Here is a 19,896-nt window from a genome sequence, read left to right on the forward strand (position 1 = left end):
GGACGCGGCCCTCTCACGGCTGAAACACGGGTTCGATTCCCGTAGGGGTCACCAGAAGCTCAGGCAACAGCCTCCTCTCACATTAGCGACAAGCACGCCAGCCGCCGGACCTGATCGCCTGATCCAGGTGCAGATGATCGGCATGGGCCGCATTGTAGTCTGGCGAAAGCACGGTAGCGAAGGCAGTGCATGCCGAATCGCGCACGGCGTGAAGGAAGGCGCTTTCCTCGACGGATCCCTTCCATCCCCGGCGAACGCCGATGCGCCTGCCGTTCGCGAGAATGAAGGCGGACACGTCTATGGCATTGCCCGTCGCATGCTCGCTCCAGGATCCGCTATCGCCGTTGCCGATGCGACGGCAATTATAGGTGCCGAGTTGTTCGATCCGAACGACCTTGGCGCCCAGGATCGCCTCCGCTTGCCGCTGGATACCCTTGCGCAGCCACCAGGCCATTCCGGCATCCACGGCGCAAGTGGCCTCTGCCGAAGGCGGAGAAAGGCTGACGTCGAAGGCCTGAGGCGCCACTAGGCGCTGACGATCATCGCGACGGCACGTTCCGCTGCCTGTCGGCGGCAACGCCGTCACATCGATTCCGCTACGCTCCAGAAAGCCCCGGCACGTCGCGCGGTCGGTCCTCACCGCCAGAAACTTGCGCGGGGTCGCCCACCCCGGCTTCTCGTCAAGTGTAAGCGGCGCCCAGGGATCGTATCCCGGATGCTCGCGCAACCACCCCCTACCGGCCAATAGCAGGCATGCAAGCAGAAGCGCGGCCACGACATAACGATCAAACGCGAGAGACATCTCCGGAGCAACGCTCCGGCAGGTCGCTGGCTCCCGTCAGTCCGCCAAGTCCGTCAGGCCTTCACTCCATCATCGCGAACAGGGCCCAGGCCAGCCCTGTGGCACCGCAAAACAGCGGCCAGGACCAGTAGAGTTCGTGGCCCTGATAGTACGTATGGGTAATGTCGAGCAGACCTCCGCGCGATCCCTGCGATCCGATGATCAGGGAAACGATCCAGGTAAGCAGGAAGCCGGGAATCAGTGCCTTGATGGCTGACATGGTGACGCTCGAGTTTTCTATGGCCCTGTGGGAATTTTGCTCGAGAGAGGTAAATTTACTCCTACTCCCGCGTTTGACAGCCCTGTGGAAAACTCCGGCACAAGCTGGGGCTGAACTGTGGATGAGACGCGCGCACAAAAAAAGGGGAGCGCGATGGCTCCCCTTCCCTTTGATGCTCTCGCTTCGTGTCAGACGGGCGGAACCGGCTGCGGCGGCGCATCGGCATCGACTTCATGCGTTTCGATCAGTCCACGGCCTACATGGCTGCGCGAGCGGCTGTAGGTGTAGTAGACCAGCAGCCCCAGGATTGCCCAACCCACGAACAGCGAGATGGTCTGGAACGAGAGGCTGAAGAACAGGTAGATGCATCCGGCAATCGCCAAAGGCGCGGTCAGCATCACGCCCGGCGTGCGGAAGGGACGCTTGCGGGTCGGGTCCGTCTTGCGCAGCACCATCACGGCGATCGAGACTGCGGCGAACGCGAACAGCGTGCCCGAGTTCGAAACGTCGGCCAGCAAGCCGACTGGGAAGAATGCCGCGAACAGTGTCACGAACAGGCCGGTGAGCAGGGTTATGACATGCGGCGTGTGAAAGCGCGGGTGCACTTTCGAGAAGAACTCCGGCAGCAGGCCGTCGCGGCTCATCACGAAGAAGATGCGGGTCTGGCCGAACATCATCATCAGGATGACGGAAGGCAGCGCGATGATCGCGGCGGCGCCGACCAGCCAGCCCACCATGGGATAGCCGACCTGGCGCAACGTCCAGGCAAGCGCTTCCTTCGAGCAGACCACGGCATTCTCGTGAATGGCGGCGCAGGCTTGCGACAGTTCCGGTGTACCCGGCGACAGTGCAACGCCATTGGCATCGAGCACCGGCTGGGCGCCCACGGTGCCGATCACGCCCGATGCGACCAGCATGTAGAAGATCGTGCAGATGCCGAGGCTGCCGATCAGCCCGATGGGCATATTGCGCTGCGGGTTCCGAGTTTCCTCGGCCGCCGTCGATACGGCGTCGAAGCCGACATAGGCGAAGAAGATCGAAGCGGCGGCGCTGGAAATGCCGGCGAAGCCGAGCGGCGCGAAGGGCTTGAACTGGCCGCTGCTGATGACGGGGATCGTCAGCACCACGAACATGACGAGCGCCAGGATCTTGATGCCCACGAGCACCGCATTGACCGTGGCGCTTTCCTTCGTACCCTTGATGAGGAGGGCGGTGACGGCAGCCGCGATCAGCATCGCGGGTATGTTGATCACGCCTCCGTCGAACGGGCCACGCACGAAATCGAGCGGAATGTTCATGCCGAAACTGCTGTTGAGCCAACCCACGAAGTAGCCCGACCAACCGACGGACACAGCGCCCGCGGCAATCGCATATTCGAGGATCAGCGCCCAACCGACCATCCAGGCGACGGTTTCGCCCATCACGGCGTAGCTGTAGGTATAGGCTGAGCCCGAGACGGGCACCATGGCTGCCATCTCGGCGTAGCACAGCGCTGCTACCCCGCAGACGAAGCCGGCGATCACGAAGGACAGCATCATGCCGGGCCCGGCTTTCTGCGCCGCCTCGGCAGTGAGAACGAAAATACCCGTGCCGATAACGGCGCCGATGCCAAGCATTGTCAGCTGAAACGCACCCAGCGACCTGTGAAGAGATTTCTTTTCCGCCGTCGCCAGAATGGCGTCGAGCGGCTTAACGCGTCCGAACATGCGGTGGACCCCTGAATTCCTTTTATGGCGTGACGCTAGCGGGCTGCCGCGCCTTGGCAAGCCCTAACGCTTCTGGCTCCCCGCCTTTGCTGAAATTGGCCCATGGGAACCGGACGTTACGATGTGCCCGAAAGCACGGCGACGTTGCCCTATTCCGTTCATCGGCGTTGAAAATGCACTTTTGCGCATCAGCCAACCCCGCGCTAGAAGCGCAGCATGTCCACGACCTTTCAGCTCGATACCGCGACAAGTCGCGCCAATCCCACGCCTGCGCCGATGAAGCGCCTGACGGTTCCCGCCATTCAACGCCGCAAGGTGGAGGGGAAAACCATCGAACCGCTCGTCATGCTGACGGCCTACACGGCGCGACAGGCGCAGCTTCTCGACCAGCATTGCGACATTCTGCTGGTGGGAGACTCGCTTGCCCAGGTGATCTACGGCCTGCCCTCCACCCTGCCCGTCACGCTCGACATGATGATTGCGCATGGAGCCGCGGTGGTGCGCGGCAGCTATCACTCGCTGGTCGTGGTAGACATGCCTTTCGGTTCCTACGAGGGAAGCCCGCAGCAGGCCTTCGAATCCGCGGCGCGGATCATGGCCGAGACCGGCTGCGCGGCCGTCAAGCTCGAAGGCGGCATCGCCATGGCGGAAACGATCGCCTTCCTCACCCAGCGCGGCATCCCGGTCATGGCGCATATCGGCCTCACGCCGCAGGCGGTCAACGCGCTGGGCGGCTATGGAGCGCGCGGGCGCAGCCAGGAAGAACATGCGAAGATCGTTTCCGACGGCAAGGCGGTGGCCGATGCCGGAGCATTCTCGGTGGTCGTCGAGGGGGTGCTCGAACCGATCGCCATTTCGCTCACACACAGCCTCGACATCCCGGTGATCGGCATCGGCGCCTCGGCGCAGTGCGATGGTCAGGTGCTCGTTGCCGAAGACATGCTCGGCATGTTCGACCGCGTTCCCCGGTTCGTGAAACGCTATGCCGACATGGCGGGACTGGTCTCTGACGCGGCGGCCAAGTACGCCGAGGAAGTCCGCGCCCGCAACTTCCCCGGACCGGATCAGACCTATCAGCCCAAGTAATCGTCCAACAAAAACAATCGGTTATAAACTGTGAGGCGTTGCGCGGGGACCGGCTCGGTTCCCCGCGCAACGGCTCAGGTCTGCAGGTCGTACTGCTTGAGCAGGTCGTAGAGCGTGGGGCGGCTGATCCCCAGCATCTTGGCAGTGCTGGAAATATTTCCCTCGCTTCGCGCGAGGGCATGGCGGATGACCTTGCGGTCGGCCTGTTCGCGCGCGGACTTGAGGTTCAGTGCGTTGATCACTTGCTCGTCGGGATCGGCAAGGTCGAGGTCGGCGGCCCCCACCAGCTTCTCATCCGCCATGATCACGGCGCGCTTCACCCGGTTCTCCAGCTCGCGAACGTTGCCCGGCCAGTGCCAGGCATCGATCGCCGCCAGCGCGTCGGCCGCGAACCCGCGCACGCTCGGGTTCATGTCTCTGGCATGGCGATGGAGGAAGGCCTTGGCCAGCAGAGCGGCGTCGCCCGGACGTTCGGAAAGGCTGGGGATCCGCACCACGATTTCCGCCAGGCGATAGAACAGATCCTCTCGAAACCGCCCTTCCCCGATCATCGCTTCGAGATCCTGGTGCGTGGCGCAGACGATGCGCGTGTCCACCGGTATCGATTCGCGCGATCCGACCCGCTCGATCACCCGCTCCTGTAGGAATCGCAGGAGCTTGACCTGGAGCTGAAGCGGAATGTCACCCACCTCGTCGAGGAAAAGCGTGCCACCGGCCGCCAGCTCGATCTTGCCCGGCGTCGTCTTGACGGCTCCCGTGAAGGCACCCTTCTCGTGCCCGAACAATTCGCTTTCGAGCAGGTTTTCCGGAATCGCCGCGCAATTGATCGCCACGAATTCGCGCTTGGCCCGATCGCTTGCTTCGTGAAGCCCCCGGGCCAGCAGCTCCTTGCCGGTGCCGCTCGCGCCAAGCAGCATGACGGAAACATTGGTATTCGCCACACGCTCGATGGTGCGCGCCACGCGAACCATTTCCGGCGCGGCGGTGATCAGCCGCCCGAGCACTTTCTCGTCCTTCTCGGCCCGCGAGGCCAGCCGGCGGTTTTCCTCCTCGAGCCGGTGCAACTGCAAGGCCCGCCGCACGATCAGCCCCAGCGCATCGATATCCACCGGCTTCGGATAGAAGTCGTAGGCGCCGCGCGCGATTGCCTGAAGCGCCGATTCCTGCGCGCCGTGGCCCGATGCGACGATCACCTTGGTGCGCGGCTTCAGCGCCATGATCTCGTCCAGCACCGCGAAGCCCTCCGTAGTGCCATCGGGATCGGGCGGCAGGCCGAGATCGAGCGTCACAACGTCCGGCATTTCGGCGCGGAGCAGCGCCAGCGCCGAGGCCCTGTCTCCGGCAACGATGACGTCGAAATCCTCGTAAGCCCACTTGAGCTGTGCCTGGAGGCCGGGATCGTCCTCGATGACGAGCAGCTTGGGTCGGGTCTCGGTCATTGTCAGGCTACTTTCTGATCCTGGGAGGTGCTGTCGAAGGGCGCGCCGGCGCCGATGCCGCCCGACAAAGCCAGTGGGATGCGCACGATGAAGCGGGAGCCCAAGCCTTCGCGGGATTCCACCTCGAGCCGCCCTTTCATGGCCGTCACCAGTTCGCGCGCCTCGAACGCGCCGATCCCGAAGCCACCGCTCTTGGTGGACACGAACGGCTTGAACAGACGGTGACGCACGAATTCGGCCGACATCCCCGTGCCGGAATCGACCACTTCGAACCGCGCGAACAGCCCATCCACACGGAGGGAAACCAGCACCGGACTGTCGGCCCGGCTGGCATCGAGGGCGTTCTGCACGAGATGCACCAGAACCTGTTCGAGCGAATGGCCGTTCGCCGTCGCGAGGAGATCCTGTATTTCGGAGAGGACGACCTGTGGACTGCCGTTGAACCTGGCGACGGCGCCTCGCATGACGTCGCCCGCCCGCACCGTTTCCAGCCGGTCCACCGCCCCGGCACCATAGCGCGACAGGCGCGATAACAAGGCATTCAGCTTATCCGAGGAATTGCGCAGGGTAATCAGCATGTCGGCGCGGAATTCGGGTTTGTCGGCATGAAGCTCGGCATTGCGCGCAAGGAGGCTGAACTGGCTGGCCAGATTCTTGATGTCATGCATCACGAAGGCCATGCGGCGATGGAAATCCTCGAACCGGCTGGATTCCGCAAGGGCTTCCTGGCTGGCATTCTCGGCCAGATAGCTGGCGAGCTGCTGGCCGATCACGCGCAGCAGGTCGAAATCCTCCCAATCGAATTTGCGTGCCATGGCCGGGCGGGCGAGCACGACAAGTCCCACCAGCCGTTCGTAGTGAACCAGCGGCACCAGCGCCCAGGCGCGCCGTTCGTCCCGCAGCCAGTCGGGCACTTGCAGGTCGATGGGATGCACGGCAACGCCGTCGCGCAGATCGTCGAAATCGGCGATATAGCTTGCCTGCTCGAACAGTCCGAGCATCGCGGCCGGAAAGGCCGTGGCGGGCACCTCCACATCCGGCCAGTTCCATCGCGCCGCAAGCGTCAGGTCGCCCTGTTCGCCCGGCGTCAGCAGGAGGCCGGCGGGACTGTCGGTGATATCGGCCACCGACTGGATCACGCGCTCTCCCAGAGGCGATGTCGCGTCGTCGTTCCTGCCGATCGTGCGTGTGAAGCGCAGCCATTCCTCGCGATAATCGTAGCGATGCTGGAAAAAGTGCTTCGCAAGGATGACCTTCAGCCAGCCGCGAACCCGGCGCGAGGGCAGCACCACCAGCGCGAAGGCACTGGCGAAAGTCAGGAAAGCCATCTCTATGAGCCGCGCGAAGTTGCCGCCGACATAGGAAAGCCACTGTGCGACGGCGACCATGGCGACGAGATAGACGCCGATGACCAATAGCGAGAACGTCTGGAACGTCACCGCGCGCGATGGTTTGAGGCGCAGTTCATCGCGATTGCGCGAGGCGGCGATCGCCAGGCATGCGGCCAACGCCAGTGCCGCCGCGCCGCGCAAGGCGGCGATCTCGCCAGGCCAGCTTCGAGCGAGATAGGCGACGGTATAGAGATTGAGGTCGAACGACCACAGGATGGCTAGGCCGATCGTCGGCCAGCGGAGCGCGGGGCGGAATTCGCGGGGCGCGCCGGCATAGAGGTTGTGGACCAGCACCAGCCCGCCCACCGCCACGAGCAGACGCAGCATGACCTCGATCTCGAAACCGCGGATCGCCGGTCCACCCGTCTCCGGTATATAAGACAAGGCCAGTGCCAGGCCGAGATGCAGCACACCCACGAAGGCAAGGGCCAGGATGACGGGGCGAATCGGGGCAAGGCTGGAATGACGGCCGTCGCCGGCGAACAACCGATAGATCACCGCCAGCCATGCAAGGTTGCGAAGGCTTTCGGCAAAGGAAGCCAGGATCGGCGCCTGGCCAGTCATCGTTGCCGTCATCGCCGCAGCCACTGCCACACACCATCCGGCGGTGAACAACAGGGCCGCAACCACGCCGGTACCTGCCGCATCGAATCGCGCGCGCCTCGGCCAGAGCCAGAGGGCAAGGCTGGCGACGGCTATCGCGCCGGCCAGGTCGAGCACGATGCCGATCGTCCGCCAGGCGTCCAGAGAGGGTGCGATGCTCACGGCAGACGGCTCAAGCTGCGGGGCTCATCGGGCGCCCTCGCTCCAGAGCACGACGCGCAGGGTCTGGAGAATGATGATCAGATCCAGGAAGGGCGTATAGTTCTTGGCGTAATAGAGGTCATATTCCAGCTTGTGGCGGGAATCCTCTATCGAGGCGCCGTAGGGATAGTTGATCTGCGCCCAGCCGGTTATGCCCGGCTTCACCATGTGCCTCTCGGCGTAATAGCGCAGCTGCTCTTCCAGTTCGGCCACGAACTGCGGGCGTTCGGGACGCGGGCCCACGAAGCTCATCTCGCCCTTGAGCACGCTCCAGGCCTGCGGCAGTTCGTCCACGCGGACCTTGCGGATGAAACGCCCGACACGGGTGACGCGGGGATCGTCCTTGGCCGCCCACTGCGCCCCCGCCGCTTCCGCGTCGGTGCGCATCGAACGCAGCTTGATGACGTCGAAGTTCTCTCCGAACAATCCCACCCGCTGCTGCCGGTAGAAGGCAGGACCGCGGCTATCGATCTTCACCAGCAGGGCGAAGAGCAGGATGATCGGCATCGTCAGGCAAAGCACCACGGCGCTGGCGAGAATGTCGAACAGTCGCTTCGCCACGCTGGAAATCATCCGGCCCGAGGAAAAGCCGTCGGAGAAGATCAGCCAGCTGGGATTGACCGTGTCGAGATCGACCCGCCCGGTTTCCCGCTCCAGGAAGCTGGAGAATTCGTTGACGTGAACACCCGTGGTCTTGATCCGGAGCAAGTCCTTGAGCGGCAGCGCATTTCTGCGTTCTTCCAATGCCAGCACCACTTCCGTGACGCCCAGATTGTCCACATAGCGGGTGAGGTTGTTGATGGCCGCGCGGGGGATCGATTCCTCGATGGCCGGCGCGCCCTCGCTCATGCAGATGTATCCGACGATGACGAAGCCGCTCTCCGGTCGATCCGCCAGTTCCCGCAGCCGCTGTGCCCGTCCGCCCGCGCCCAGCACCAGAACGCGGCGACGGAACGCCGACGTTCCCAGAAAGGCTCCGAGCAGGAGGCGATTCGCCACCAGCAGAACGATGGCAATGCCCATGGAATAGGCCAGAGTGGACCGCCAGAAGTTCTGGGCCGCGAACACGAAATCGAAGAATGCGAGCGCGATCACGCCCAGGGATATGGCAACCAGAAGGCGGGCTGCCGCGAACCGCATCGAGCGCAACGCTTCCGCGCCGTAGACGCCGACCGCAACCATCGAGAGCGAGAGAACGATCGCAAAACCGGCATGAAGCCCGATGCGCGCACCGATATCTCCCAGCACCATTCCGATCTGTCCGGCGCGCAGACGCCAGGAAAGCTCGTTCGCGCCGATCAGCAGAAGCATGTCCACCAGCCACAGCAGGGCTACGGCGTGAGGAATATAGTGTTTGAAAAGACGAATCATCGTCGCGGCCGCCATTCTACGAGCCGAAACCGGCAATGCCTTCGTTTTAGGATCAAGGCGTAAACTGTCGGTGAATCTGACAGACTCCGAAAAACCCGCATGATCGAGAGCTCGCCAGGCGCCACCTTTTGCTTCCCGAAGCGTCGGACCGCCTTACAGATTGTGGACCGAACCTGACATCAGAGGATTTCCGCGCGTCTGGCCCGCAATCATTTTCGAGCCATCAGCCGCATCGCGGTCAGCGTCAGAGCTTCGCTGCCCGACGCGATCACCTTGTCCGCCTGCGGTGCCCAGAACGGGCTGTGAAGCGAGGGCAGCGCCGGGCCGCCCGCTTTCGCGGCAGTGATCTTCTGCGGGTCGGCACCGCCGATCCAGAAGATCACCGACTTGATATGGTCTTCGTCGGCACGGCGGAATTCTCCGAAATCCTCGCCGCCCATGACCGAGGGGGTGATGACGACATTGGCCTCGCCCATCTTCGTCTTGAGATCGGCCACCGCCTCCTGGGTGAACTCGGGCGAGTTCCAGGTGGCGCGGGTGTAGGGATCCTTCACCGAGACTTCGGGCATCAGGCCGTCCGGCAGGCCGGAGGCGATCGCCTCGCCACGGGCGATGCGTCTTATGCCATCCAGCAGGTGCCCACGCGTTGCGTCCGAATAGCTGCGAACGGTCAGTTCCAGCTTGGCCTGGTCGGAAATGATGTTGTGCTTTGCCCCCGCATGGAACGAGCCCACCGTGACGACTGCCGGGTCCAGCGGGCTGGTCTCCCGGCTGACCAGGGTCTGGAGCTTCATGACGATGGCGCTGGCGAGCACGATCGGATCCTTGGTCGCCTGCGGGTAGGCGCCGTGACCGCCGACGCCTTTCACGAGAATGTCCACGCTATCGACATTGGCAAGCGCCCAGCCCACCGCCGCTCCCACCTGACCGGCGGGCAGATCGGCCGAATCGTGGAAGGCCAGCGTGTAGTCCGGCTTCGGGAAGCGCGTGTAGAGCCCGTCCTTCAACATGGAGACCGCGCCGGTGCCGACTTCTTCCGCCGGCTGGCCGATCATCACCAGCGTACCGGACCATTCGGCCTTGCGCTTCGCCATGAGGCGCGCCGTTTCGATCCAGGCCGTCATGTGGGTATCGTGGCCGCAGGCATGCATGATCCCGCTTTCGACCCCGGCCGTCGAAACGCCGCGCTTCTTCGAGGCGAAGGCCAGGCCCGTCTGCTCGACCACGGGAAGTCCATCCATGTCGGCGCGGATCAGCACCGTTGGCCCCGCGCCGTTCCTCAACACCGCCACGACGCCGGTCTGGCCGACCTTTTCGGTAACCGTGAACCCTGCCTCGCGCGCGGCTTTGGCCATGATCCCGGCGCTGCGCACTTCCTGGTAGCTCAATTCCGGATTGGCGTGGAGATCCTGGTAGATCGCCATCAGCCCGGGAAGGTCGTGGGAGATACTGTCCGTCACAGTCTCCGCCTGAGCCGCTACAGGCAGCGCAGCGAAACCGAGAACGACAAGAGCGGATGTGGCGACAGCCGAGGCGGAGCGGGCGAGAAGCGCTTTCATGAAGCCGACACTATGGAGGCTCTCGCCATCGGGCAAGTGGCCCTAGTTGTCCAACAGCCCCTGCGCTTCGAGCGGCTCGATCGCAAAGGCGGGAAAGCGCAGTTCCTCCAGCAAACGTCGCCTATCCCTTGGCACCCCCGGATAAGCTCTGGCTGCGGCTTCCAGCACCTCGCGTGCTTCTTTCACCTGGCCCTCCAGCGCATAGGCCGAAGCCAGCAGACAACGGGACATCAGCCCCCCGTCCTCGACGCCCAGCCGTCCATAGCGAAGCGCTTCGGGCCCATCCTTGCGGTATAGCGCATCCAGCGCCAGTCCCGACCAGTACCACGCAGGGTGCCCCGGATTGAGCCGGATCGCCTTGCGTGTCAGCGTCGGCGCGACTTCATGGTCCCCAAGCGCTCCAAGAATGCGCCCGGCGTTCGCCAGAACCTCGGAATGGTTCGGGCTGATTTCCAGTGCCCGGCCGATGGCCTCTCGCGCGGCATCGTCTTCTCCGTGGCGGTAAAGTGCCAGTGCGAGATACTGGTAGGCCACGGCATTGGTGGCATTGGCGGCTACCGCGCGCCGGGCCGCTTCCAGTGCCTCGGGCGAATCCCCGATGCCTTGCGCCTGGGCCTCGTAGGCGTGCACCCAGGACAGCAATGCCCAGGCGTTGGAGTAGTTCGGCTTGTCGTAGACCGCGCGTTCGAGACAATCCTTCACTTTCCCGAGCTGACCCTTGCCGCGCGAACGCATGAATTCGTAGGCCTCCAACTCGCAGAAGTAGCGCTCCATGCCGAGGCCGCGATGGTTTTCGAGATCATGGCGCATGGTCTCGTGGATAACGCCGTATGGCTGACCGAGTCGCGAAGCGACGCCGAGCGCGATCTTCGACTGCGCCTTGAGTATCTGCTCGGGATCGTAGGCGATCGGATCGCTTCGGCCCGACCAGACGACGACCCCGCCGGGCATGCGCACGAGGCTGGAGCTGATTCGAAGCGATCCCCCGGCACCGTCGATCGCGCCCTGAAGGACGAAAATCGGCGAAGCCGCCTTGCGCAGTGACGCGGCTTTCGCCGCCGGCTGTCGATCGTGGAGCGCCAGCACCGCAAGGTTGGGCAATTGGGAGAGGTAATTGATCAGGTCGAACTGCAAGCCGTCACGAACGCGCGCTATCGAAGGATCGCTTCCCGTCAATGCATAGGGTGCGACATAGACGATCGGTCCTTCCGGCATTTCTCCCGCGCGCACCAGAACGCCGTCGCGCTCGCTTCCCGGCCAGTAGATGATCACGAGCGAAGCGGCGAGCGCCAGCGCCGCCAGTAAGCCCCACGAACGGCGCCTCAGATTGAGTGCGCTGGAGGACTGGACGATATCCTCGTTACGAGGAGCATCGGGCGGTCCAACCGTGCCCGGCTGAGCGTCGGGCGCTTCCCCCTCTGTCACCGGCGCCGACTTCGCGACACTCTCCAGGACCGGCGCATAGGAACCGCGCGGCACCACGATGCGGCATGGATCGCCCGCACCGTCTCCTGCGTAGTATTCGATCAGCGCCTTGCGCAGGCGGGTCATCTGCACCCGCACGATCGAATCGGAAGAAGCGTCGAAGTCATCGCCGCGCCCAAAGACGTCGAGCGCGATAGGATAGCCCTTCAGCCTGTCGCCATGCCCGGATAGCTTTTGGTCTACGAGATAGGACAGAAGTTCCGCCAACTTGGGCGAAGACCGGAAAGTAGAAGAGGCGACGACGCGCGATAGTGCGTCGCGATATTCGTCGGCGGTGGGTTCCATGTCGTCCCCCTCCGAACCTTGTTAGTCCGGAGGGGGCGATTTGGCAAACGCGCTTCTTTGTTGCGACCCGAAGCGGCTCTCCTAAAACCTGTTCAAATTCCAGCTGTCTTCCTGAGCCCTCGTTCTGCCGCAAGGAAGCGGAAGGCGGGACAGGCCGGAACTGCTGGAAGCGCGTCGGCGGTCCATCGGCCACCGATGCCCCGCAATCTCGTCTCCTCGATTCGGAACGGGCTTCCAGCAGACCTCGAGGTCGATCACGTCCCAAAGGGACGACAGACATGCCACCGCGTTGCCGCGATGGAATTTCAAGGATGTTACCAGTGTAGAAAGATTACCGGCGGAATCACCGTGTTTAACTGTTAAATTCCGTCCATTTCCAAGAGATAGCTCCAAAAGCCGAAACGACCGAATGCTTTTGTTCACTATTGAACGCAACGTAAGCCGGTTACTTGCCGCCATCGCGATGGATGAGCCACACAGCAAAAAGCCGCGAACCCTAGGTGGGTTCGCGGCTTTTTGCTGTGTGGTGCCCCTGGCCCGACTCGAACGGGCACGCCTTTCGACAAACGATTTTGAGTCGTTCGCGTCTACCATTCCGCCACAGGGGCACGCTCACGTGCTGCCGGTGATCCCTCGAAGACTATCGCGAGACAACCGGCATCGGCGCGGCTGGCTTTAGCCGCGCCTTGGCTTCGGCTCAAGTCACTTGAGCGCGTTTGCCAACAACTTGTGGAGACGCGAGTGCAGCGCGTCGTTGCCCGCAAGGATCTGCTCGTCGTGGTAAGGCAGCGAGCGGCCCTTCCAGTCCGATACGAAACCGCCGGCCTCGCGCACCAGCAGGCAGCCCGCCGCCGTGTCCCATGGCTTGAGGTCGGCTTCCCAGAAACCTTCGTAGCGACCGGCAGCGACCCAGGCGAGGTCGAGGGCAGCCGAGCCGAAGCGACGGATTCCGGCGACCTGCGGGGCCAGCGCGTGATAGATCTTGGTCCATTCACCCGCATCGCCGTGACCGGCGAAGGGAATCCCGGTTGCGATAACGCTTTCGTCGAGATGACGGCGCGACGACACGCGCAGGCGCTTGTCCTGCAACCAGGCGCCGCGGCTCTTCTCGGCCCAATAGCTCTCGTCGGTGACGGGATTGTAGATCAAGCCGGCCGTGATTTCGCCCCAGCCCTTCCCGTCCAGACGCGGTTCCTGCACGGCGATGGAGATCGCGAAGTGCGGGATGCCGTGGAGGAAGTTGGTCGTGCCGTCCAGCGGATCGACGATGAAGCGCGGCTTGTCGGGATCGCCTTCGATCTCGCCGGCCTCCTCGAACAGGTAGCCCCATTCAGGGCGGGCTGCGCGCAGTTCGTCCCAGATGGTGCGTTCCGAGGCCTGGTCCGCCTTGGAGACGAAATCCGCCGGGCCCTTGCGCGAGACCTGGAGGTGCTCGATTTCGCCGAAATCGCGGCGCAGGCGGCTGCCCGCCTTGCGGGCGGCCTTTTCCATGACGCGAATGAGACCGGAGATGGCCATAAAACTTACCTTGTCCTTCAAGTACCGGCCTCGGCCGGTCTGGTTATCGGCCCTGCGGCGCGGGTTGTTGGGTTGCTGCGCCAGTGGGGGCGGCAGCAGTGGGCTTGTAGCCGCAGATCGCCACCATCGCGCTCAGCATTTCGCTGGGGTTCTCGCGATGGATCTTGCCGGGATTCTCGGCGATCACCTTGTCCATCGATTCGCTGATCTTCTCGAGCGAATTGTTGTAGATGCAGCCGACCAGAGCCCCCTTCGCGGGAGGATCCACCTTGTCGGACTGCAAGCCACTGATCAGCACCTTCAGGTAGAGCATGGCCCGCTCCACTTCCGGAGAAGGGGCATGTGCATCTGCGGGAGCCGCAGACCCCGTTTTAGCCGGGGCAGCTGCGGCCTTTGCCGACGCCTTCTTCGGCGCGGCGGCCTGAGCCGGAGCGGCCGAACCCAATACCAGGGGCCCTGCCACCAGGGCAGCCGCAGCGAAGAACGACGCCAGAACGCGCATCAGTCGGCCTTCTTCACGTAGGACTTCTCGTAGACGTCCACGACGATACGCGTGCCGCTTTCGATATGCGGCGGCACCATCACGCGCACGCCGTTGTCGAGTACGGCCGGCTTGTAGCTGGAGGAAGCGGTCTGGCCCTTCACCACCGCGTCGGCTTCGACGATCGTGGCTTCGACCTGTTCCGGCAACTGCACCGAGATCGGACGCTCTTCCCAGAGCTCCAGAAGAACCTGCATGCCGTCCTGAAGGAAGGCCGCGGCATCGCCGAGAAGGTCGGCGGGAAGCTGGATCTGCTCGTAAGTCTCGATGTCCATGAACACCAGCTGGTCGCCCTCGACGTAAAGGAACTGGAAGTCCTTGGTGTCGAGGCGGACCTTTTCAACGGTGTCGGCGCTGCGGAAGCGGACGTTGGTCTTGCGGCCGTCGATGAGGTTCTTCATCTCGACCTGCATGAAGGCGCCGCCCTTGCCCGGCTGGGTGTGCTGCGTCTTGGCAACCTTCCAGATGCCCTTTTCGTATTCAAGGATATTGCCGGGACGAATGTCGACGCCGCTGATCTTCATGGACTGAACCTTAAGATGGGAAAGAGCCGGTATTACCGAAAGCATGGGCCCTTAGCCGAGGAGACTGCCTGTGGCAATTGCTTCGCGCCGATGCTAGCGGTCAGAAATGATGCGTGCCCCTCGTAAAGCCCCGTTCGTCGCCCCGTTGATCGCTGTGCTTGCGGCCGCCTGTCTCGGATCGCCTTGCCTGGCGGCCCGTCCGGCGCCACCGCCCGTACCGGGAGGGCCCATCGGCACGCTGGAGCTAGGCCTATATAGATGTGAGCGCGACGGCACCGCCGGCGGTCCGGTTGGCATCCGGCTGCCGCAGTACGATTTTCGTGCTGTCACCGGCTCCAACTATAAGACGCCAGATGGCGTGCGCGGCAGCTATCTGATGACCGGCGACCGGGTGATCATGACCGGCGGCAAGCTCAAGGGCCTGAAGATGCATCGCACCTCGAAAGGCTTCCTGCGCCACCAGGACGCGCAAGGCGCGGATAACGACATACGCTGCGTGCTGTCTCGCGCCGGAGGCGGTCCGCTGGATCCCAACGGCAACGTCAACGAACCGGAAACCTGATCGCTGCGGCGGTTTGCCCGTTCCGCCGATCCGTCCTAGTCCCCAAGGGAATAGCGGTTGGGTGGGGAGAACGGCGAGATGGAGTTGGACCTTTCCGGAAAACTGGTCGTCATAACCGGTGCCACGGCGAACATCGGCCGCGCCATCGCTCTGGAATTTGCGAAGGAAGGCGCCGATCTGGTCCTCGTCGGGCGCGATGAAGAGGCGGGCGCAACGCTCGTGCACGAATCTCTCTCGAGCGGGGCCGGCCGCGTCGAGTTCGTGGCGGCCGACATGCTCGATCCCGCTTCGCCCGCCAGAATACTTGATCGCGCCGGGCAGATCGGCCGCATCGATGTTCTCGTCAACAATGTCGGCGGCAATGTCGACCAGGGGCTTTTCGCCAATTCCGATCCTGACAAGTGGATGGCCGAGATAGACCTGAACTTCGGCACGGTCCTGCGCATGACCCACGCCGTATTGCCCGCGATGATCGCGCGCGGATCGGGAGCCATCGTCAACGTAGGCTCAACTGCGGCACTGGTCGGCGATTACATGCTGCCGGTCTATTCGGCCGCCAAGGGAGCGGTCCATAGCTTTACGGTGGTGCTCGCCAAGGAGCTTGGCCAGCACGGCATTCGTGTCAACGCCATAGCGCCTTATGCAACGATTGCGCGCGATCCGGCCGCCTTCAGCAAGGGCAGCCGCTTCCACCCCGATTCCGGCCTGTTCAATCAGGGCCAGTCCGATGAAGATCGTTCGCTACGCCAACGCCGCACATTCGTGGGCCGTCCGTTCGCGGTCCCGGACGAAATGGCCGGAATGGTCGCGTTCCTTGCAAGCGGACGAGCAAGCTTCATCACCGGGCAGGTCTATCCGATCGACGGCGGAGCCCTGCTCTGATCGACGGCGGCGCTCTGCCCCAGGAGAACACAATGGTCGACCAGAACGCCATGCAAGTCCTGCTGGACAAGGATGCGATCCGCGATCTCGTCCTGCTCTATTCACGCGCGATAGACCGGCAGGATATCGAACTGCTGCGTGACCTCTATACCGACGACGCGACCGACACCCATGGTGACAGCTTCGACGGCAGTGCAGCGGATTACTGCGAATTCATCGCGGGCGCCTTTCCCCACATGCCCTACAGCGGACACCACGTCTGCAACCACCTGATCGCGGTGGACGGGGACGAGGCCGACGGCGAAGTCTATGCCCTGGCCTGGCACCTTGTTCCGGGCCGTGACGGAAGGCGGGAAGAAGATTTCATGGCGGTGCGCTACATCGACAATTATCGCCGCTGCCCGGACGGCAAGTGGCGCTTTTCCAAGCGCCTTGTCACGTACGATTTCAAGCTGCGACGGCCTTTCGACGGCGGCGGACTGCTAGGCCAGGGTGCAATGGATCCTAGCTATGCCATCAATGCGAACGCCCTGTTCGCGCGAGGTCGCCGCACCTGACCCGATATTTCGCTCTTTCCCCGCCGCTCCGCAGCCTTATTATGGCGGCATGGGCTCGGCTAAGAGCCCGTGCAAGAGCGGTTCACATCGAAGGGGCGTAACCGCCATTAAGCGGATAGGTCTGCCCCGTGATCCATTCCGCCGCGTTGGAGCAGAGAAATGTCACCAATGCGGCGACATCGCTGGACTTGCCGTAGCGGCGAATAGTGTAGCGCGACATCATGGCCTTGGCATGGTCGCTCTGCATGACCTCCGCGAGTTGCTCTTCGGGCATGTCCGGCATCAATGCCGAGAGCGAAACGGCGTTGCAGGTGGCATTGTAGCGTCCGAGTTCCTTCGCGATCGAGCGCACGAAGCCTTGCGCTCCCGCCTTGGCCGAGGCGTAGACCGCCAGCTTCGGCTCGCCGATACGGCCGGAATCGGAGACGATGGTGACGATACGCCCCCGGCGTGCCTCGACCATATTGGGAATGAACGCGTAACAGCAGTTGTAGACGCCGTAGAGGTTGGTGCGCAGGTAACGCTCCCAGTTCGCCGGGTCTTCTTCCCAGAAGGTCTGGCTGGGGCGGATCGCGGCATTCGGACCGGCCATGCCCGCATTGTTCACCAGAATCGTCGCGGGGCCCAACTGCGCGCTTATGGCGGCATTGGCGGCGCGGATGGCATCCAGGTCGCCCACGTCGAAGGGCACCGCGATGGCGGGAACCCCCAGGGCGCGCACTTCCTCGGCCACGGCCTCCGCGCGTTCGGCAACGAAGTCGTTGACGGCGATGCCGCCCGCGTTGTGACGTGCCAGTTCCAGCGCCGTCGCGCGTCCGGCATTTTGGCCGGCACCGGTCACGATTGCGATTTGCCCGCCCAGATCGATGAAATCGCGTGCTTCCATGGCTTCCTCTTCCCGTTGTCGTTGCCGGAGAACTCTACCGCGCAACTACAGAGGCGCGACGGGCAGAGGTGCGATATCGCGACGACGGTGCCCTCATCGCCAATTGGCTACGCGCCCCAAAGCGCTTCGGCCACAGCGAGGCCCTGGGCCCCTCGCCCGCCAAGTTCCGATGTCAGCAGCTTGAGGCGGTACGTCCACAGATGCAGCGGATGCTCCAGCGTCATGCCCATGCCCCCCAGGAACTGGTGATAGTCGTAGCAGACGCGCTTGGCCGCCTCCTGCGCGTGAAGCAGCGCCATGGCCGCATCGGCATGATTGCCGCTCGCCGCCGCCCGCATCGCCAGCCAGTACGCGGTATTCGTCACCACCTGCGCTTCGGCAAGACGGTGGCGCATGGCCTGGAACGTGGCGAGTGGGCGCCCGAACTGCTTGCGTTCCGAGACATATGTAACGACGCTCGCCAGCGCCGCACCCAGCAGTCCCGCCGCTTCGGCCGCCACGGCCACCCGCCATGCGCGAAGCACTTCGCCGGGATCGACATCGTGCCGCACCATCTCTTCCGGCAGGCCAGTGAGGAACGCCACCGGATAGGCATAGAGCGTATCATCCTGCGCAGGAGCGATCATGTCGCTCCCTGCCGTGAAGCTGCGCACGCCCGACGCTCCCACCATGACCACCGTTGCACCCGGACGCAGAAAGCGCAGCGGCGGGGCTGTCCGCCCCTCCTCGACCAGGCAAAGCGGGCGCGGCAGTTCGGGATCGACCAGCGGGCGCACCATAGCGGAAGCCGCCGCCTCCACCGCGAAAGGCAGGCGAGCGAGTTTCTCCACCACCAGCGCCGCCGTTACCGGGCCGAGTTCCTCCACCGCCATGACATCGAGGAAGCCGTTTTCCACCAGCGCCGCATCGAGTTCCGCACTCTCCAGAGACAGCCCGGCGTCGTGCAGCGGCGCGGAAGCGAAAGGCCGCGCGAGGACTTCGACGAAATCCAGGACCTGGGTCTGGTCTTCATTGAGGGCAAGCTGCATCAGCGCGGCTCCCGAGGCAGTTCCAGCACGTCGCTGGCGATGATGTTGAGCTGGATCTCGGCCGATCCGGCGGCGATTCCCGCAACGATGCCGCGTTGATGGTGCATCTTGAGATAGGGCGACCGGCCGGCAAGCGCTTCCGGCAGGAACTCCACCACGAACTCGCAGACGGCGCGTTCCGCCATGACGGTGGCATAGCGGGCGGAACTGGACTCCGCGCCGATAGCCAACCCGTCCGCTCGCCGCTGGACAACGGCATAGTTGGCCGTGCCCGCCGCCTCGCAAAGCGCTGCACAGCGGCCCGCTTCGATGCGAACATGCTCGCGGGCGAAATCGCCCCGATCCTGAAGTATCGCCACCGCCCGGTCCAGCGCGGCTCGGGCAAGCGTGAAGCGCGGAATGCCCAGCCGTTCGTTGCGCAGCGAGTAAGCGACGATTTCCCAGGCCTGACCTTCCTCTCCGAAACGCGCTGCTTCGGGCACGGTCACATCGTCGAAGAATACCTCGTGAATGTCGCCCTCGCCGATGAGCGAGGGTATCTGGCGAACGGTGATTCCCGGCGTATCCATGGGCACGAGGATGATCGTAATGCCCTTCTTGCGATCGTCGCTGGTGCGGGTGAGCAGAAAGCATGTATCGGCAAGGCCCGCATAGGACGTCCAGATCTTCTGGCCATTGATGACGTATCGGCCATCCTTCAGCACCGCGCGGGTGCGAAGGCTGGCAAGGTCCGATCCGGCGTCGGGCTCGGAAAAGCCCTGGCACCAGAGGGATTCACCGCGCGTGATCGGCTCCAGGTAGCGGGCCTTCTGCTCGTCCGTGCCGTACTTTTCCAGCGTCGGACCGATCCAGTTGACGTTCATGTACTGACCGCCGCGCGGCTCTCCGGCGATCCACATCTCTTCGGACAGGATCTGCTGCTCCCAGGGGCCGAGCCCTTCGCCGCCCATTTCCGCAGGCCAGTGCGGAAACAGCAGGCCCGCTTCCGCCAGCTTCACGCAGAACGTGCGCGCGAAGGCGGTGAGCGCGGGTGAGGCAGGCCCATGTTCGGAGAACTTCTCCCAGTCCTGCGGCAGGTTCGCATGGAGGAAATCCCGGATCTTGAGCCGGAACGCATCCTGTTCCTCGGTCCATTCGAACTGCATGGCATCCTTCGTCGCTGCTTGACTTCGGCGTTACCGAGCGGGATCGGCGCTCACAAGCAGAGGACC

Annotated in this window: 18 protein-coding genes and 1 tRNA gene; 4 read left to right on the forward strand and 15 right to left on the reverse strand. The window is 63.7% G+C overall.

Going from position 1 to position 19,896, the window contains the following annotated elements; translation table 11 throughout:
- Positions 1 to 82: 82 nt before the first annotated feature.
- The 3 genes from RT424_RS13035 to RT424_RS13045 form a co-directional block, all read right to left on the reverse strand.
- Complete coding sequence (locus RT424_RS13035; protein WP_313438757.1) at positions 83 to 802, reverse strand: extensin family protein; 720 nt, start codon at positions 800 to 802, stop codon at positions 83 to 85.
- A gap of 61 nt (positions 803 to 863) precedes the next feature.
- Positions 864 to 1,061 carry a hypothetical protein gene (locus RT424_RS13040; RefSeq protein WP_313438759.1) on the reverse strand — a complete coding sequence of 66 codons (198 nt, stop codon included), beginning with the start codon at positions 1,059 to 1,061 and terminating at the stop codon, positions 864 to 866.
- A gap of 188 nt (positions 1,062 to 1,249) precedes the next feature.
- The gene (locus RT424_RS13045; RefSeq protein WP_313438761.1) at positions 1,250 to 2,767 is read right to left on the reverse strand and encodes an amino acid permease; all 1,518 of its coding nucleotides are present in this window, start codon (positions 2,765 to 2,767) and stop codon (positions 1,250 to 1,252) included.
- A gap of 216 nt (positions 2,768 to 2,983) precedes the next feature.
- Between RT424_RS13045 and panB the strand changes: the two genes are divergently transcribed.
- A complete protein-coding gene (gene panB / locus RT424_RS13050; RefSeq protein WP_313438764.1) occupies positions 2,984 to 3,853 on the forward strand; it encodes a 3-methyl-2-oxobutanoate hydroxymethyltransferase in 870 nt (289 codons plus the stop codon).
- A 74-nt stretch (positions 3,854 to 3,927) separates the two neighbouring features.
- Here panB and prsR read toward each other — a convergent pair whose 3' ends face one another.
- The 9 genes from prsR to efp all read right to left on the reverse strand — a co-directional run bounded on the left by prsR (position 3,928) and on the right by efp (position 14,770).
- A complete protein-coding gene (prsR, locus tag RT424_RS13055) occupies positions 3,928 to 5,292 on the reverse strand; it encodes a PEP-CTERM-box response regulator transcription factor (RefSeq protein ID WP_313438767.1) in 1,365 nt (454 codons plus the stop codon).
- Positions 5,293 to 5,294: 2 nt separating this feature from the next.
- Positions 5,295 to 7,448: an XrtA/PEP-CTERM system histidine kinase PrsK gene (gene prsK, locus RT424_RS13060; RefSeq protein WP_313438770.1), complete on the reverse strand. Its 2,154-nt coding sequence runs from the start codon at positions 7,446 to 7,448 to the stop codon at positions 5,295 to 5,297.
- A gap of 24 nt (positions 7,449 to 7,472) precedes the next feature.
- Positions 7,473 to 8,858, reverse strand: a complete 1,386-nt coding sequence (locus RT424_RS13065; protein WP_313438773.1) for a TIGR03013 family XrtA/PEP-CTERM system glycosyltransferase — start codon at positions 8,856 to 8,858, stop codon at positions 7,473 to 7,475.
- Between the two features lie 209 nt (positions 8,859 to 9,067).
- The gene (locus RT424_RS13070; RefSeq protein ID WP_313438776.1) at positions 9,068 to 10,417 is read right to left on the reverse strand and encodes an amidohydrolase; all 1,350 of its coding nucleotides are present in this window, start codon (positions 10,415 to 10,417) and stop codon (positions 9,068 to 9,070) included.
- 42 nt (positions 10,418 to 10,459) lie between these two features.
- Positions 10,460 to 12,187 carry a tetratricopeptide repeat protein gene (locus tag RT424_RS13075; protein ID WP_313438779.1) on the reverse strand — a complete coding sequence of 576 codons (1,728 nt, stop codon included), beginning with the start codon at positions 12,185 to 12,187 and terminating at the stop codon, positions 10,460 to 10,462.
- A 524-nt stretch (positions 12,188 to 12,711) separates the two neighbouring features.
- Positions 12,712 to 12,795: transfer RNA gene (locus RT424_RS13080), tRNA-Leu, on the reverse strand.
- A 94-nt stretch (positions 12,796 to 12,889) separates the two neighbouring features.
- Complete coding sequence (locus RT424_RS13085) at positions 12,890 to 13,705, reverse strand: inositol monophosphatase family protein (RefSeq protein WP_313438782.1); 816 nt, start codon at positions 13,703 to 13,705, stop codon at positions 12,890 to 12,892.
- A 43-nt stretch (positions 13,706 to 13,748) separates the two neighbouring features.
- Complete coding sequence (locus tag RT424_RS13090) at positions 13,749 to 14,207, reverse strand: hypothetical protein (protein WP_313438785.1); 459 nt, start codon at positions 14,205 to 14,207, stop codon at positions 13,749 to 13,751.
- On the reverse strand, positions 14,207 to 14,770 hold the full coding sequence (gene efp / locus RT424_RS13095; protein WP_313438788.1) for an elongation factor P: 564 nt from the start codon (positions 14,768 to 14,770) through the stop codon (positions 14,207 to 14,209). Before efp ends, RT424_RS13090 begins: the two co-directional genes overlap by 1 nt.
- Positions 14,771 to 14,876: 106 nt before the next feature.
- Between efp and RT424_RS13100 the strand changes: the two genes are divergently transcribed.
- Genes RT424_RS13100 through RT424_RS13110 form a run of 3 tightly spaced genes read left to right on the forward strand, consistent with a single transcriptional unit; the run spans position 14,877 to position 16,771 of the window.
- Positions 14,877 to 15,332 carry a hypothetical protein gene (locus tag RT424_RS13100; RefSeq protein WP_313438791.1) on the forward strand — a complete coding sequence of 152 codons (456 nt, stop codon included), beginning with the start codon at positions 14,877 to 14,879 and terminating at the stop codon, positions 15,330 to 15,332.
- 57 nt (positions 15,333 to 15,389) lie between these two features.
- Positions 15,390 to 16,214 carry an SDR family NAD(P)-dependent oxidoreductase gene (locus tag RT424_RS13105; RefSeq protein ID WP_313438793.1) on the forward strand — a complete coding sequence of 275 codons (825 nt, stop codon included), beginning with the start codon at positions 15,390 to 15,392 and terminating at the stop codon, positions 16,212 to 16,214.
- Positions 16,215 to 16,246: 32 nt separating this feature from the next.
- A complete protein-coding gene (locus tag RT424_RS13110; RefSeq protein ID WP_313438796.1) occupies positions 16,247 to 16,771 on the forward strand; it encodes a nuclear transport factor 2 family protein in 525 nt (174 codons plus the stop codon).
- A gap of 82 nt (positions 16,772 to 16,853) precedes the next feature.
- On the opposite strand, the gene RT424_RS13115 is transcribed toward RT424_RS13110, so the two are convergent.
- The 3 genes from RT424_RS13115 to RT424_RS13125 form a co-directional block, all read right to left on the reverse strand.
- Complete coding sequence (locus RT424_RS13115) at positions 16,854 to 17,657, reverse strand: SDR family oxidoreductase (protein ID WP_313438799.1); 804 nt, start codon at positions 17,655 to 17,657, stop codon at positions 16,854 to 16,856.
- A gap of 107 nt (positions 17,658 to 17,764) precedes the next feature.
- A complete protein-coding gene (locus RT424_RS13120; protein WP_313438802.1) occupies positions 17,765 to 18,685 on the reverse strand; it encodes an acyl-CoA dehydrogenase family protein in 921 nt (306 codons plus the stop codon).
- Positions 18,685 to 19,830, reverse strand: a complete 1,146-nt coding sequence (locus RT424_RS13125; protein ID WP_313438805.1) for an acyl-CoA dehydrogenase family protein — start codon at positions 19,828 to 19,830, stop codon at positions 18,685 to 18,687. The genes RT424_RS13120 and RT424_RS13125 overlap by 1 nt, the downstream gene beginning before the upstream one ends.
- Between the last annotated feature and the right edge of the window lie 66 nt (positions 19,831 to 19,896).

The sequence above is a fragment of the Novosphingobium sp. genome (assembly GCF_032093395.1).
Lineage (GTDB): Bacteria > Pseudomonadota > Alphaproteobacteria > Sphingomonadales > Sphingomonadaceae > Novosphingobium.

What these genes read in the sequence shown, in the direction of transcription:
- RT424_RS13035 (WP_313438757.1), bottom strand. Translation starts at nt 802, where the DNA reads ATGTCTCTCGCGTTTGATCGTTATGTCGTGGCCGCGCTTCTGCTTGCA.
- RT424_RS13040 (WP_313438759.1), bottom strand. Translation starts at nt 1,061, where the DNA reads ATGTCAGCCATCAAGGCACTGATTCCCGGCTTCCTGCTTACCTGGATC.
- RT424_RS13045 (WP_313438761.1), bottom strand. Translation starts at nt 2,767, where the DNA reads ATGTTCGGACGCGTTAAGCCGCTCGACGCCATTCTGGCGACGGCGGAA.
- panB (WP_313438764.1), top strand. Translation starts at nt 2,984, where the DNA reads ATGTCCACGACCTTTCAGCTCGATACCGCGACAAGTCGCGCCAATCCC.
- prsR (WP_313438767.1), bottom strand. Translation starts at nt 5,292, where the DNA reads ATGACCGAGACCCGACCCAAGCTGCTCGTCATCGAGGACGATCCCGGC.
- RT424_RS13065 (WP_313438773.1), bottom strand. Translation starts at nt 8,858, where the DNA reads ATGATTCGTCTTTTCAAACACTATATTCCTCACGCCGTAGCCCTGCTG.
- RT424_RS13070 (WP_313438776.1), bottom strand. Translation starts at nt 10,417, where the DNA reads ATGAAAGCGCTTCTCGCCCGCTCCGCCTCGGCTGTCGCCACATCCGCT.
- RT424_RS13075 (WP_313438779.1), bottom strand. Translation starts at nt 12,187, where the DNA reads ATGGAACCCACCGCCGACGAATATCGCGACGCACTATCGCGCGTCGTC.
- RT424_RS13085 (WP_313438782.1), bottom strand. Translation starts at nt 13,705, where the DNA reads ATGGCCATCTCCGGTCTCATTCGCGTCATGGAAAAGGCCGCCCGCAAG.
- RT424_RS13090 (WP_313438785.1), bottom strand. Translation starts at nt 14,207, where the DNA reads ATGCGCGTTCTGGCGTCGTTCTTCGCTGCGGCTGCCCTGGTGGCAGGG.
- efp (WP_313438788.1), bottom strand. Translation starts at nt 14,770, where the DNA reads ATGAAGATCAGCGGCGTCGACATTCGTCCCGGCAATATCCTTGAATAC.
- RT424_RS13100 (WP_313438791.1), top strand. Translation starts at nt 14,877, where the DNA reads ATGATGCGTGCCCCTCGTAAAGCCCCGTTCGTCGCCCCGTTGATCGCT.
- RT424_RS13110 (WP_313438796.1), top strand. Translation starts at nt 16,247, where the DNA reads ATGGTCGACCAGAACGCCATGCAAGTCCTGCTGGACAAGGATGCGATC.
- RT424_RS13115 (WP_313438799.1), bottom strand. Translation starts at nt 17,657, where the DNA reads ATGGAAGCACGCGATTTCATCGATCTGGGCGGGCAAATCGCAATCGTG.
- RT424_RS13120 (WP_313438802.1), bottom strand. Translation starts at nt 18,685, where the DNA reads ATGCAGCTTGCCCTCAATGAAGACCAGACCCAGGTCCTGGATTTCGTC.
- RT424_RS13125 (WP_313438805.1), bottom strand. Translation starts at nt 19,830, where the DNA reads ATGCAGTTCGAATGGACCGAGGAACAGGATGCGTTCCGGCTCAAGATC.